General features: G+C 51.3%; 10 protein-coding genes. All 10 read left to right on the top strand.

Going from position 1 to position 14,351, the window contains the following annotated elements; translation table 11 throughout:
- The first annotated feature begins 470 nt into the window (after positions 1–470).
- The 10 genes from I0P70_RS05340 to I0P70_RS05295 all read left to right on the top strand — a co-directional run bounded on the left by I0P70_RS05340 (position 471) and on the right by I0P70_RS05295 (position 14,272).
- A complete protein-coding gene (locus I0P70_RS05340; RefSeq protein WP_230392013.1) occupies positions 471–1,619 on the top strand; it encodes a BamA/TamA family outer membrane protein in 1,149 nt (382 codons plus the stop codon).
- Positions 1,620–1,696: 77 nt separating this feature from the next.
- A complete protein-coding gene (locus I0P70_RS05335) occupies positions 1,697–2,647 on the top strand; it encodes a YeiH family protein (protein ID WP_196115227.1) in 951 nt (316 codons plus the stop codon).
- 119 nt (positions 2,648–2,766) lie between these two features.
- The gene (locus tag I0P70_RS05330; protein WP_196115225.1) at positions 2,767–4,275 is read left to right on the top strand and encodes a catalase; all 1,509 of its coding nucleotides are present in this window, start codon (positions 2,767–2,769) and stop codon (positions 4,273–4,275) included.
- Between the two features lie 152 nt (positions 4,276–4,427).
- Positions 4,428–4,736 carry a helix-turn-helix transcriptional regulator gene (locus tag I0P70_RS05325; RefSeq protein ID WP_196115223.1) on the top strand — a complete coding sequence of 103 codons (309 nt, stop codon included), beginning with the start codon at positions 4,428–4,430 and terminating at the stop codon, positions 4,734–4,736.
- 123 nt (positions 4,737–4,859) lie between these two features.
- Entirely contained in the window at positions 4,860–5,255 is a 396-nt protein-coding gene (locus tag I0P70_RS05320) for a rhodanese-like domain-containing protein (protein WP_230392012.1), read from the top strand.
- A 77-nt stretch (positions 5,256–5,332) separates the two neighbouring features.
- Entirely contained in the window at positions 5,333–5,755 is a 423-nt protein-coding gene (locus tag I0P70_RS05315; protein WP_196115221.1) for a hypothetical protein, read from the top strand.
- A 270-nt stretch (positions 5,756–6,025) separates the two neighbouring features.
- Positions 6,026–7,252: an exonuclease SbcCD subunit D C-terminal domain-containing protein gene (locus I0P70_RS05310; RefSeq protein ID WP_196115219.1), complete on the top strand. Its 1,227-nt coding sequence runs from the start codon at positions 6,026–6,028 to the stop codon at positions 7,250–7,252.
- A gap of 70 nt (positions 7,253–7,322) precedes the next feature.
- Positions 7,323–8,294, top strand: coding sequence for a hypothetical protein (locus I0P70_RS05305; RefSeq protein ID WP_196115217.1), 972 nt, complete (start codon positions 7,323–7,325; stop codon positions 8,292–8,294).
- A 61-nt stretch (positions 8,295–8,355) separates the two neighbouring features.
- Entirely contained in the window at positions 8,356–12,006 is a 3,651-nt protein-coding gene (locus tag I0P70_RS05300; RefSeq protein ID WP_196115215.1) for an SbcC/MukB-like Walker B domain-containing protein, read from the top strand.
- Positions 12,007–12,229: 223 nt separating this feature from the next.
- Entirely contained in the window at positions 12,230–14,272 is a 2,043-nt protein-coding gene (locus I0P70_RS05295) for a tetratricopeptide repeat-containing sensor histidine kinase (protein ID WP_196115212.1), read from the top strand.
- The last annotated feature ends 79 nt before the right edge of the window (positions 14,273–14,351 follow it).

Below are 14,351 nucleotides of genomic sequence, written 5' to 3'. Positions count from 1 at the left end.
TAACACTGGCAGGTACAGCAAAACTAACTCGCACTGAACTTACGCAGCAAATAGCTGTGCCAGGTGCGCCCAAACGACTACCCATTGTTCGAGCGTTCAGCGAGTTTGGGGAGTCTTGACTTTTTTGCTTACTTTTTGTGTCAAGACAAAAAGTAAGGCCCGCCCGGCCAGGGCATACCCTGCCCGCCCCACAGGCGAAGCAATGAAACAAGTCACATTGCTATACCTGCAACAGTCGCGGTTATACCTAGGCCGGAGGCCCCACCCTACCTGACACAAGCAAGGACGCTCGCGCCATACCCCTCTATACCTGTAACAGCAATTGCACACACCTCCACTGAACAGACAAAAAATTCCCTCGTACCACTAGCAAAAACCCCCTAAACTTCATTACATTTCTACAGGCAAAGTCCTGATTTATACCTGTTATAACACAGAACCCGCCCCTCACCTTATACCTTGCTGGTTTTATGAAACGACATGCAATTGCCAGCTGCTTGCTGGGACTCTGTCTGCTATTGGGCGCGACTAACCGTGTGCTGGCGCAAGACCATCCGGCTGACGCTTTACCTGACACCACACCTCCCAAAGCTGAGAAAACACGGGGGCTGATCCCGATTCCGGTTCTCTACTATACTCCCGACACCCGGCTGGGATTTGGCGCAGCACTGCTTGGCTTTTTCAAATTGAAGAACAGCGAAGATGAGGGCTATACCCGCCTCTCCCAGATGCGACTGATCGTCGACTATACCTTGCGCAAACAAACCGACCAGTTACTCGACTGGACCATTTTTACACGTGACGAAAAATTACTGCTGCGTGGTGAACTGCGTCACCGGGTATATACCGACCGCTTCTATGGCATCGGCAACGACATGCCCCTATCTGACGAGGAAATCTATGAATACGATTATGTAAGCGCTCGTTTGGCAGCTTTGAAGAAACTGGGCGTAAGAACTTTTCTGGGTCCTGATTTTCAGATCGCCAATTACTACGACCTCCAGCTCAACCCTATCAACCAGGATCGCGAGAGCCAACTTCTCACGCAAAGGATTCCGGGTTATCAGGGAGGAGTAAACAGCGGGTTGGGACTGATTTTTCTGCTCGACAGTCGAGATAACGTAGCCTTTGCCAGCAGCGGCACTTACCTCGAGATGTCCGGCTATCGCTTTGGCAGCATCTTTTGCGGGGACTTCGGCTACAACAATTTCAACCTCGACTTCCGAAAGTATTTCGAGCTGAAGCCTAACCACATTCTGGCACACAACACAAGCTTCAACCTCAACAATGGTGATATACCTGTGATGCGCATGGCCATGGCCGGTGGCGATCGCATTTTGAGAGGCTACGCCAAAAACCGCTTCCTCGAAGACAACTTTGCCGGCACGCAGCTGGAGTACCGCTTCCCATTGTTCTGGCGCTTTGGCATGGCAGCATTTGCAGGTGTTGGCGATGTGTTTGACAAGCCGAAAGACGTTAGTTTCTCTACTTTAAAATACTCCATCGGCTCGGGTTTGCGCTATGCCCTTAACCCGGAGCAAAAGCTCAACATCCGGGCAGATATCGGGTATGGGCGCGAAGGCATGAATTTCTATGTGATGATCGGAGAGGCTTTTTAGTTATGCGACAAAAGTCACATACTTAAATTGGAAAGAAGCGTAGATTTGTCTGCGATAAGCCAAACGCCGCTACAAGCATGCCCAAACTTTTCCCGCTGCCTTCTCCCCTGCTCCAGAAAACGATCTTTGCTGCTTTTGTACTCCTGATCCTGTTCACGCCGCTGCTCAACTCGGCGATGGCGTTGGGAGCTGGTTTGGTGGTTGGTCTGCTGCTGGGTAATCCATTTAAGGCGCATACCGGGAAAATTTCAAAGTACCTTCTGCAGGCTGCGGTGGTAGGCCTGGGCTTCGGCATCGACCTGTACCAGGTAGCTGAAACCGGACTAATGGGCATTGTCTATACCTTAGCGTCGCTGGCCGCTACCATGGTCATTGGTCTGCTGCTTGGCAAACTCTTTTATACCCCTCCCCGTCTTACGCACCTGGTTTCCTCGGGCACGGCCATCTGCGGCGGCAGCGCCATTGCGGCGGTAGCCCCGGCCATTAAGGCCAACGATCAGGAGATATCGGTGGCGCTGGGGATCGTGTTTGTGCTCAATGCTGTTGCACTGTTCGTTTTCCCGCCCATCGGGCAGGCACTTGGGTTGTCTCAGGAGCAGTTCGGCATTTGGGCGGCCATCGCCATTCACGACACTAGTTCAGTGGTAGGTGCCGCCACTCGCTTCGGTGACGAAGCTTTGCAGATTGCCACCACCCTCAAACTAACCCGGGCGCTGTGGATCGTTCCGCTAGTCCTGATCTCGAGTCTGATGTTCAAGGATGGAAAAAAGAAGCTGAGCATCCCGACATTCATTCTGCTTTTTGTGCTGGCATCCGTGATCAGCACGTTTATACCTGCCATGGAGATCGTTTCTTCTTCCATCGTTATGCTGGCAAAGAAAGGATTGCTGCTCAGTCTCTTTTTGATAGGTGCCAACATCAGTTTGAGCGCTTTAAGAGCCATTAGTCCAAAACCCTTCTGGCAAGGAGTGATCCTATGGCTGATTATTTCGACTTCGTCGCTGGCAATTATCTACGGTTTAGGCTAACAAACCCACTTTATAAACACAATCTATCACATCATAAAATTAATCGATTTGAACTATATAGAATAGGGCTATACTTTTGGGGTATCAATTCAGCAGAAATCTCAAAAACCCTTACCTATATGAGCAACGAGAATCCATATCAGAAACTGACCACTGCCTCTGGCAAACCCTATTACGAGCACGAAAACAGTATGACAGCCGGTCCTCGTGGCCCGATCCTGCTCGAAGATTTCATCCTGCACGAGAAACTGGCGCACTTCAACCGCGAGCGTACACCAGAACGTGTCGTGCATGCCAAAGGCTCCGGTGCTTACGGTACCTTCACCGTTACCCACGACATCACCAGATACACCAAAGCCAAGCTGTTCAGCGAGATTGGCAAAGAGACACGCGTGTTCCTGCGCTTCTCCACCGTGGGCGGTGAGAAAGGCAGTGCCGACTCGGAGCGTGACCCGCGTGGCTTTGCCGTGAAGTTCTATACCGAAGACGGTAATTGGGATCTGGTAGGTAACAACACACCCGTGTTTTTCATCAAAGACCCGAAGAAATTCCCCGATTTTATCCATACCCAGAAGCGTGACCCACGCACCAACACCAAAAGTGCGACCATGATGTGGGATTTCTGGTCACTAAACCCGGAGAGCCTGCACCAGGTGGTGATCCTGATGAGCGACCGAGGCACACCGGCTTCCTACCGCCACATGCACGGTTTCGGCAGCCATACCTTCTCGTTCATCAACAAGGAAAACGAGCGCTTCTTCGTGAAATTCCACTTCAAGACACTGCAGGGCATCCAGAACTTCACTGACTCCGAGGCCACTGTCATGAAAGGTCAGGACCCAGATCAGGCGCAGCGTGACCTGGTGGAATCAATTGACCGCGGCGACTTCCCGCGCTGGGCGCTTAAAGTGCAGATCATGCCGGAGGCCGAAGCCGCAACCTACAAGTGGAATCCGTTTGACCTGACCAAAGTATGGTCGCAGAAGGACTATCCGCTGATCGATGTGGGTGTGCTGGAACTGAACGAAAATCCGGATAACTATTTTGCTCACGTAGAGCAGGCCGCTTTCGCACCGGCTCACCTCGTGGACGGCATTGGCTTCTCGCCTGACCGCATGCTGCAGGGCCGCATTCTGTCGTACCCAGACGCGCACCGCTACCGCATCGGGGCTAACTACGAGCAGATTCCGGTGAACCGTTGTCCGTTTGCGGTGAATAACTACCAGCGCGACGGAGCGATGCGTGTGGACGGAAACGGCGGTAGCACCCCGAACTATTCACCAAACAGCTTCGATAACATAAAGGCGGACGAAAGCTACAAGGAGCCAGCGCAGAACCTAGGCACGAATGTGGTGGCCGACTGGTATGACCGCAACGCCGAAGGCGAGAACGATCACTATACACAGCCGGGTGACTTGTTCCGGTTGATGACGCCGGAGGAAAAGCAAAACACCATCAGCAACATCGTGGGAGCCATGCAAGGTATAGACGGACCGAAGCGGGCAGAGATTATAAACCGTCAGCTGTGTCACTTCTTCCGCGCCGACATCGGTCTTGGACTAGGTATAGCGCAGGGATTGGGTGTGGATGTGAGCTCCTTCGCGGGCGGCAGCGTACACGCCAACTAATACTGACACGTTCTATTTTGTGCTATGAAAAAGCCGGCCCTGTGCCGGCTTTTTCTGTTTTAGAGCCGGAACCTAAAGCGGATTAAAATTGTATTAAATTTTATACATGAATAAATGATCATGTATTCCAATTACCTATTATTTATACCTGCATGACCGACCTGAAAGTAAGGGTAGACAAAAAGAAGCTGGAGCGAACCGCCTATGTGCTTAAATGCGTGGCCCACCCGGTGCGCATCAGCATCATTGACCTACTGGAGCAGCAAGACCAGCTCACCGTAAGCCAGTTACAGGAAGTGCTGAAAATTGAACAGTCTTTACTCTCGCATCACCTCACCAATATGCGTGACAAAGGATTGGTGGAAACCCGCCGACAGGGCAAAAATGTGTTCTACTTTCTCACCGACTCCAGCATTTCCAATATCATAGCGTGCATCAAAGGCTGCAAGTCCACACAGTAAGTACCATATTCAGAAATGAAATTATTTTCATATAATTACTCCCTGATTTGGAAACCGAACGTGTAGGAGTACCAAAAACTGCTCCCTTTCGTTTATTATAACACAGGTTAATCCGTTATCCTTATGAAACTATTCTTAATAACCCTATTAGCTACCAGTCTGATGAGCTGCACCAGCCCCCAACAGAGCGACGGCACAGTCAAAACAATTTCTGCCACAGAATATAAAGGCCACCATGAAAAGATCGACAACCAAGAAGTTATGCTGGTTGATGTGCGCACTCCTGCTGAGTTTGAGGCAGGACACCTCCAGAAAACGCAGCACGCCGACTTCCTGAGCGGGGAGTTTGAAAAGGAGATGCAGACCTGGGACAAGGACAAAACCTACTACCTGTACTGTGCCAGTGGCAACCGCAGCGGGAAAGCAGCCAAACTCATGGAAGAAGCCGGATTTAAGAACGTCTATAACATAGGGGGTTATTCGGACCTGAAAGCCGCCGGCCTGCCGGTAAAAGAGTAATTATTTTATGTATTTGGTACAGCAGCATGAACGTCAGCTAGCATTTATGCGTATCTTTACATGATTTATCTGACTCGATGCTGCTAAAACCATTTCCATTCCAGACATTATATTCTTCTGATTTCTATAAGATAGAGATTGATAGGGAGAATAATCTGTTGCTGGCAGAGTGGCAACGGGCTGTGAACAAGGACGAAATGATTGCGGGAGGCACTAAACTTTATGAAACCCTTCGCGATACAGGGATCACCAGAGCAGTAGCCAATGCCGAGCGCCTGACCATGCTGGATGCTCCCACAAAAGAGTGGATGTCCACCACCTTCTACGAACTGCTTTCTCAGACCCAGCTTCAAAAATTGGCCAGAGTGCTGCCTAGTAGCCTGTTCGCTAAGTTAGCTCTCGAAGCTGTTGCCACCCGTGCAGAGGCCCAGAACATCAACCAATTTTTATTCAAGAACTTCTCCAGCCAGAAGGACGCACTGGCCTGGATCAACGAATAAGACAGCTTCAGTTATACCTGATCCCTGGATTTTGGTCTGCCAACTTACTGTCATTCGCTCGTACCACCCTCTATTTCCGTATCCGGGATTGACCCGCTTTATATTCCTTACTTCCCCTGGCTGCCAGATTGCTCTACTTTCTATTCGTTTGCTAAACCGGTTTTATATAGCAAAACCGCTATACCTGATCCGGAAAAAATTATATCACAAACTTGCAGTATAGGTATACCTTAATGTAACTTGTGGTGCAAAGGAGAAAGGAATAGGGATATGCGCGTACTACACACTTCAGACTGGCACCTCGGCCAGCGACTCGTCAACCTCGAACGAACCGAAGAACACCAGCATTTCCTGGACTGGCTCCTGCAAACCATTGAAGCCGAAAAGGTTGAGGTACTCCTGATGGCCGGCGATGTGTTTGACACCGGTGCCCCCTCCAATACAGCCCTGCGCCAGTACTACAACTTCCTGACCAAGGTATGTGCTACCTGCTGCCGCCATATCATCATCACGGGCGGCAACCATGATTCTGTTTCTACGCTCAATGCACCCAAAGAACTCCTCGACTGCTTTAACATAAAAGTGATAGGCGGTGCTACGGCTGACCTGCTGGATGAACTGATCGAACTGCGGGACGAAAAGGGTCAACTGGAGCTGGCTGTGTGTGCCGTGCCTTTCCTGCGTGACCGCGACGTACGCCTTTCTGTAGCCGGTGAGAGTTACGAAGAACGTGAGCAGCGCATCAAGCAAGGTATAGCTGCCCACTACGCTGCCTTTGTACCTCATGTGCAGCCTTACAAAGATCAAGGTATACCCGTGGTGGCCATGGGTCATTTGTTTGCCGCCGGCGGCTCCGCATCCGATAGCGAAAAGGAGATTCACGTGGGCAACCTCGGCCAGATCGGAGCAGACCAGTTCCCAAAGGAATTTGACTATGTGGCGTTGGGTCACCTGCACCGTCCGCAGCAAGTCAACAAGGCGCATCACATCCGCTACTCAGGCTCCCCTATTCCGCTCAGCTTCAGCGAAGTGACGGACAAAAAAGTAGTCTATGTGCTGGACTTTGAAAACGGGCAGCTCACTGACCTGAAGGAGATCGCTATACCTGTGTGCCGTAAGTTGGTACGCTTTAAAGGATCGTTGGAAGAAGTAAAACAGAAAATTGAAGTCTACGATAACAGCAGTTATAACCTACCAGCCTGGGCCGAACTGCAGGTTGAGTTAGATGCCCCTATACCTGACCTGAATCAGCAACTGGAAGAAGTCCTGCAACTGAAAAGTGACGAGTTGCAACTTCTGATCCACCGTCCGCCCCTCATCAAGACAGTTCGCAAAACCCTGGAGCAGGAAGTGCGCGAAGAAGTAGACCTCCATACCTTGAGCGAAAAAGAAGTTTTCATGAAGCGCTGCGAAAGCGCCTTTCCGGAGAGCGACCACACTGAGTTGCGGACTACTTTCTCGGAGTTGCTGGAGCTGATGCGGCAGGAGGAGGTGTAAAGTAGCGTACCCTTCAATCTGCTTTTTAAAGAATTGGTTTCGACTAACATTTCGTACACCTTCCACATCTATGCAACAGACTTTTACAACCAGGTTCAACTACAGATTTTATTTTGGCCTGCTCCTGTATATTCCATTTATCGGAATGGTAGCCGCAGGATTAGACAAACTGATTGAAAACATTGGTACTGGTACCCCCTTCAGTGAAGCTGGATTTACCATCATCATGCCCGCTATCTGTTTGGCATTCATGGGATATATCGTACAGTTCATGATCTCTCACTCTCCTAAAGTTAGCGTAAATGAAGAGCAATTGTACATTGGGAAAGCTGGTATTGCATTACATGAGATTGACTCGATCGATCTGCAGGCTTTTCATGATACATACTTCTTCTTCTTTTATTATCAGGAGATAGCCACCACTATCACGCTGAAAAACGGCAGGAAGTACACCCTGTTTGCAGGTCATTACCTAAACGGCAGTCTGCTACGTCTGAACCTAGCCAGCCTGAGTGACTACCTGAAAGGAAAGACCGGTTCCTTTTCAGCCATTATGCAACACAAAGAAAAGCAGACACAGCAATTCAGCACAGAAAGTTATGTGGAGTATCGGCAGTCACCTTACACTTCCTTCAACTATTATTTACTTGGTTCTTTCTCACTTTTTGGATTTGGCGCAGCGTTATACCTTCCTCTGTCAGGTATAGCACCCTGGATTGTGTCCCTGATCCCAATGATAGGATCGAGCCTGTTTCTATTCATGCTTGCAGTGCAAAGCCATTACTTCCTGCTGGCCGAAGATCACATCCTGATCCGAAACTACCTACTCCCCTGGAAGAAAAGGACATTTGCCATTTCTGACATCTATTCTGCCGTTACCGAATGTATTGCCAACCAGGAAACATCCCTGCGAATTACCACCAACGATTTTAAGGTATACCGCTATCAGTCCTGCCTGCTTGATGATGCCCTCTTCGAGCATCTGATAATCAGCATACAGAATAAGCAGAAAGCTATCCGCACCAAAGCGGTTTTCCAATAGCAGCAGGCTTTTGCCCAGCGCCATACCTAAACAGAGCATTATTTATTAAACAGCAGCACCCATGAAAATCCTCGCAGTCCGCTTCCTGAACCTCAACTCACTCAAAGGTGAGCACGAGATCCGTTTCGACCAGAGTCCGCTGGCGGATGCGGGGTTATTTGCTATTACCGGTCCGACCGGGGCGGGCAAGACAACCATCCTGGATGCGATCACGGTGGGGCTTTACGGACTGGCGCACCGGCACAGCAATGAGCGTCCGCTGGAGCTGATGACGCGTCACACGGCCGAGTGCTATTCGGAGGTGGAGTTTGAGGCTGCTGGCAAGGTATACCGCTCCAAGTGGCACCTGCGTCGCAGCCGGGGTAAGGCGGATGGCAAGATACAGCCTGTGCACATGGAACTGTACGACTTTGATAAAGACGAACTGCTGGACCTGAAGCCGAGCGAAGTGCCCGCCATGGTGGCTGAGATCTGCGGACTTGACTACAGCCAGTTTCTACGTTCCGTCATGCTGTCGCAGGGAGATTTTGCCCGCTTCCTCAAGGCAAACCCAAACGAGCGCAGCAGCCTGTTGGAAAAAATCACCGATACCGGTATTTACTCCGACATATCGAAGTTCGCGTTTGATAAGGCCAAGCAGGAACGACTGAAATACGAAAGCCTGGAGCAACTGCTCCAGCACACGCAGCTGTTGCCCGAAGAACAGCGTGCAGCCTACGAAGCGAATATACAAGAGCTGTCGGCACAGGAAAACATCCTGCAGCAAGACCTGATTACGCTGCAGGCCAAGGTACAGTGGCTTCAGCAGGTGGCGCAATTGCAAACACGTCAGCACCAGCACCAGCAAGCCCTTGAAGTGCAAGTGCAGAAACTCCAGCAGCTGCAACCCGACTTTGTAAAGCTCGAGCAGCACCAGCAGGCCCACCAGTTTGTGGGTGAACTAGCCGAGATCCGTAGTACCAACAGCAAGGTGCTCGAAACACAGGAGCAGCTGCAGACCCTGCAAAAACGGGTGCCTGCGCTGGAGACCGAACTCGAGGCAGCCGGAAAAATTGCAATAGAAGCCACCAAAGCGTTTGAGCAACAGGAGGAAGTCATTCAGAAACTGGACCCTGTGCTGACGCAGGTAGTTCGGCTTGACCATCAGCTCAACAGCATTCGTGATGCTTACACCAAGAATAAAAGCAGCTATGTCTCTTTTGAGCAGCAACTGCAACAGGAGCAGTCCCAACTGCAGGCCAGGCAAGCTGAACTGGAAAAGCTCACTCAGGAGGCGACAGGTATAAAGAACTGGCTGGAGCAGAATGCCAGACTGCAGGATCTGAAAGAGCATCTGCCTGAGTTCAAAGCAACGCTGCGCGACCTGCAGGAGGTAGAGCAGCGCATCCGGCGCAACCAACAGGAGCAGCAGGAACTGAGTCAGCAACAAACCAAGGAAACCAGGCAACTGACCGAGCTGCAGGAACAGCAAACAAAACAGCAGGCCTTACACGATCAGTTGCAGCAGCAGAAAGGGGAAAAGTTAAATGCCCTGCAAGGTATACTTGCTGCAAAAAGCATGGAAGAACTGGAGCAGTCTGCACAGTCTCAGCCTGCTTTGCTGGCCCGCTTTGAGCGTCTGCATGAACTGGCGCAGCAGCATGCCTTACAACAGCAAAAACTCCACCTCAGCAACGAGCAGCTAATACAGTTACAGCAGCAGTACAAAGAAACTGACAACAGCCTTCAGGAGGACAAAAACAGGTATAGCCAGGCAAACGAGCACCTGCAGGCTCTCCAGAAACTCGTGCAGTTACAGCAGCAGATTCAGCAGTACGAGGAAGCTCGCCATACCCTGGCACAGGACGAGCCATGCCCGTTGTGTGGCTCCACCCACCACCCTTTCGCTGAGGATGGCTATACCTTTGACCTGCCCGAGGAAGTGCAGAAGCGTGATAAGCAGCAGGAACTGGTAAAAGAGTTGGAGAGAAGCCTGCAGCAGCTACAGGTACAACTCAGCTCCCTGGAGCAGAAACAGCAGTTGGAGAGAACAGCCAAGACGGAGGCTGAAACAGAAGTACAGCGCCTAAGCCATACCTTTGCGCAAGTGGCCGAAGGTATAGCACAGGAGCTAAGTATAGGCAACTTAGACCAATTAGTGCAACTGTTGCATACCCAGCAGGAAACCGCCACGGCATTGCAGCAGCAACTGGCGCAGGCCCGGGCGCTGAGCCGTGAGCTGGAAAGTATAAACCAGCAGCTGCAACAAGTTCGCGAAGCACAGGTACAGTCCCAGTCGGCCCTGAACCAGCTACAGGCATCTGACAAACTCCTCAGCACACAGCTCCAAAGACTGCAGGCAAACCTGGCTGATGAGCAGGAGCAACAACAGGCGCACACTGAAACCGCCCAATCCTTTGCAGCCACTTTTGGACTGCTTTATAAAGCGGAGGAGCGTTACAACCTCCTGCAGACTTTAGAGCAGCAGGCAATTTCCTATACCCAGAAGCAGCAGGCGCTGGAGGGTATGCGTGAACGTTACATTGAATTGCAGCAGTTGGTGAAGAACCTCAGGACAAACGAAACGCAGAAGCTTAAAGAGCTGGAAGAGCGCAGGCAGCACCTGAAGGAAGAGCACGAACAGCTGACCAAACTTAAGAGTGAGCGCTATACCTTGTTTGGCGACAAAGACCCGGACAAAGAGCGTAGACTGGCGAACGAGGAGCTGAGCGCCAGGGCCAGAAAGGCGGAAGAGGCACGTCGCAGCCAACTGCAGAAACAGCAGGAGCTGCAGGAAGCACGTGCCCGCCAAACGGAATGTCACCAAAAACACCAGCAGACCAGTTCAGTATTGGAAGAGCTGCGACAAGGCTTGCTGCACGTGCTGCACCAGAAAGGCATTGAAACGATCGAAGCGCTGAGCCAGATGCTGCTGCACCGTGACGAAGCTGACCGGCTGGCCAACCAAAAGGCACAGACCGAAAAGCACCTGACCGAGCTCCGCAAAAGCCTGAGCGATGTGCAGCACGAACTGGAGCAGCTTCAGCAAAAACAGCTGACTGACGAAGGTATAGAACCCTTGCAAGAGCAGCAACAACATAAAACAGCCTTGCAGCGGGAGCTGATCTCGCAGCGGGCACGGCACCAGCAAATCTTGGAGCAGGACACCCAACAGCGTGAAAGGAACAGAGAGCTGGCAGAGCAACTGAAAACACAGCAGCAGGTATGCCACCGCTGGAGCCAGCTGGCTGACCTCATTGGCTCCGCCGACGGATCCAGATTCAGCCGCTTTGCGCAGGGACTCACGCTGGCCCGCCTGGTAGAGCTGGCCAACCGGCACCTGCTCAAGCTCAACGACCGCTACCGTATCCTTAAGTCCCCGGACGAGGATCTAGCGCTGCAGATAGTGGACACCTACCAGGCAGAGGCAGTGCGACCGATGAACACCCTGTCCGGAGGCGAAAGCTTCCTGGTAAGTCTCGCATTGGCCCTTGGCCTTTCCGACCTGGCCGGTCGCCGCACCCAGATCAACTCCCTCTTCATCGACGAGGGCTTTGGCACGCTTGACGCAGACACGCTGGAGGCTGCCATCACGACACTAGACAACCTGCATGCCGCCGGCAAAACGATCGGTATCATCTCACACGTGGAGGCATTGAAAGAGCGCATCAGTACCCAGATTGTGGTTACCAAAAAGCCGGGTGGGGTGAGTACGGTGCACGTGGTCAGCTGATTTTGCTTTTCAGCAGTTTTTCATAACATAGGATTACAATTGCCTGAAACGGGCAGTTGCGCCCTCCTGTGACGAGTAGCAGCACTTCGTTTAAAAGCTAATTGCATTTTTCTAAAGTGCCTTTATATTCCCGGATTCAGATTAGCATTTGTAAACATTAAATCCTTATATTGCTCACTAATACTGAATTCATTACGGTAATTCTAACTGTAGAGAGGTACCTATGCTTCTACTATTACTGACTCGTCTATTCCTACTCATAAGTCTTACGCAGCCACAGCAAAAGATCCTGATACAGGATCTGAAAACTGAATTGGACCAGACTGAAGATGTGACACGGAAGATAGAGCTGTACTGCGAACTGAGCAAGGTGCACAAAAGCATCAACCCGAAAACCACCATTTCCTATGGCAACAAAGCAGTAGCCCTGGCCCAGAAGGCAGGCGATGACAAACTGCTGGCACAGGCCTATAATGAAACCGGTTCAGGCCATTACCTGCTCGGCGATATCGACAAGGCCGTTAAGTTTTATTACATGGCGCTTCGCATTCGCGAGAAGTTGGGTGACCCCTCAGACCTGAGTGCCAGCTACAACAACATCGGCAACGTGTATGCCGACCAGCACAATCACAAAGAGGCGCTTCCGCTCTACAAAAAGTCACTTTCACTTGCCACTACGGCACAGGACACACTGCGCATGAGCAGTTCCCTGAGCAACATAGGCGGCGTATACCTGGACCAGGGAAAGTATGACCTGGCGCTGGTCTATTACCGCGAAGCACTCCCGATTCAGGAAGGCCTGGACGATAAGCAGGGAATTCTGATCTCGCTGATCAATATCGGGGAAGCCTACAATGGCAAGAACGATTACCAGACGGCCCTCACCTATTTCAATAAAGCACACCAGATCGCCAATAACCTGGGTAGTCCGCACGACGAGGTGTATGTGTTGCGGGGCAAGGCCGAATCCTACCTCAAAGCCGGTAAATACGAGAAAGCACTCGACAACGCCTTAGCCAGCATGGAGCTTGCCAAAGCCTACGAAGGCAAATATGTACTCAAGGAGAACGCTGCCATTCTGGACCGCATTTACGCAGCCATGGGCAATTACGAAATGGCCCACCATTACCTGACGTTGCATATGGCTTATAACGATAGCCTGCACAACGAACGGGCGGCAGACCGCATTGCACAGGAACGCGTGAAATACGAAACAGCCCAGAAGGACAAGGAAAACCTGCTCCTGCGGGCAGAGCAGGAGCTGAACCTGCGCAAGCTGGAGCAACGCAGTATCGTGCAGTACTTCACTATTGCGCTACTGCTGTTGGTATGCGCCATGGCCTATGTGTTCTTCAGGGGAAGGCAGCACCAGAGTCGCATCAATAAACTGCTCACTCAAAAGAATGAGCTGATCATGCATAAGAACGGGGCGCTGAACCAGCATCAGAAAGCCCTGACGGAGCAGGCCCAGCAGCTCAACATTCAGAAAGAAAAACTCACCCAGCTTAACACCATTAAGGACAAACTCTTCTCCGTGATCGCGCACGACCTGCGTGGCCCACTAGTGGCGCTCAAGGGTCTGCTGCATGTAATGGCCATGGGCAAAGTTCCCGCCGATAAGCAGGCAGGGCTTTTCAACAGCTTGGTGAAAGGGCAGCAAAACGTGCTGTGGATGCTCGACAACCTTTTTGACTGGGCCAGGGCACAGATGGAAGGCTTTGAAGCTGACCCCAAGCCACTGCCTTTGCGTGAGTTAGCCGACGAGAACATCCGCTTGTTACAGCCGGTCGCCAGCAGCAAAGAGATCGTGCTGGAAAACAAGATCGACCCCAACCTGACAGGCTGCGCCGACAAGGAAATGGTTCGCCTGGTGCTGCGAAACCTAATCTCCAACGGCATCAAGTTCTGTAAGGCCGGTGATACCGTGACACTTACTGCGAAGCTGAAAAATGACTTCGTGCTGGTATCGGTGAAAGACACCGGTATAGGTATTACACAGGAAGTGCAGAAGAAACTGTTTGGAGGCAGCAGCTACTCCAGCCGGGGCACCGCTAACGAAAAAGGGAGCGGACTGGGCCTGGCGCTATGCAAAGACTTTGTGGAGCACAACGGCGGCTCGATCTGGGTAGAAAGCATGCCGGGCAAGGGCAGTACTTTCCTATTTACCCTACCCCACACTGTGAAAGCAGAGGAAGACGAAATCAACACGCCACCTAGCTCAGAGGAGACAGAAGAAAAAACAGCCGAACAGCTGCAATTAGCCTAGTGCTTTTACAGGAAAGCTTAGTCAAGGCTGTTTTGACAGGAGGCAGCCTTTTTTTGCAGCGGCAGGTAATAAAAACAAA

The sequence above is a fragment of the Pontibacter sp. FD36 genome, assembly GCF_015686655.1.
Lineage (GTDB): Bacteria > Bacteroidota > Bacteroidia > Cytophagales > Hymenobacteraceae > Pontibacter.
The sequence above is the reverse complement of the archived record's forward strand: the minus strand, read 5'-3'. Positions and strand labels throughout refer to the sequence as shown.

Coding starts and splice junctions, on each gene's coding strand:
- I0P70_RS05335 (WP_196115227.1), top strand. CDS start 1,697: ATGCCCAAACTTTTCCCGCTGCCTTCTCCCCTGCTCCAGAAAACGATC.
- I0P70_RS05310 (WP_196115219.1), top strand. CDS start 6,026: ATGCGCGTACTACACACTTCAGACTGGCACCTCGGCCAGCGACTCGTC.
- I0P70_RS05325 (WP_196115223.1), top strand. CDS start 4,428: ATGACCGACCTGAAAGTAAGGGTAGACAAAAAGAAGCTGGAGCGAACC.
- I0P70_RS05300 (WP_196115215.1), top strand. CDS start 8,356: ATGAAAATCCTCGCAGTCCGCTTCCTGAACCTCAACTCACTCAAAGGT.
- I0P70_RS05340 (WP_230392013.1), top strand. CDS start 471: ATGAAACGACATGCAATTGCCAGCTGCTTGCTGGGACTCTGTCTGCTA.
- I0P70_RS05320 (WP_230392012.1), top strand. CDS start 4,860: ATGAAACTATTCTTAATAACCCTATTAGCTACCAGTCTGATGAGCTGC.
- I0P70_RS05330 (WP_196115225.1), top strand. CDS start 2,767: ATGAGCAACGAGAATCCATATCAGAAACTGACCACTGCCTCTGGCAAA.
- I0P70_RS05295 (WP_196115212.1), top strand. CDS start 12,230: ATGCTTCTACTATTACTGACTCGTCTATTCCTACTCATAAGTCTTACG.
- I0P70_RS05315 (WP_196115221.1), top strand. CDS start 5,333: ATGCTGCTAAAACCATTTCCATTCCAGACATTATATTCTTCTGATTTC.
- I0P70_RS05305 (WP_196115217.1), top strand. CDS start 7,323: ATGCAACAGACTTTTACAACCAGGTTCAACTACAGATTTTATTTTGGC.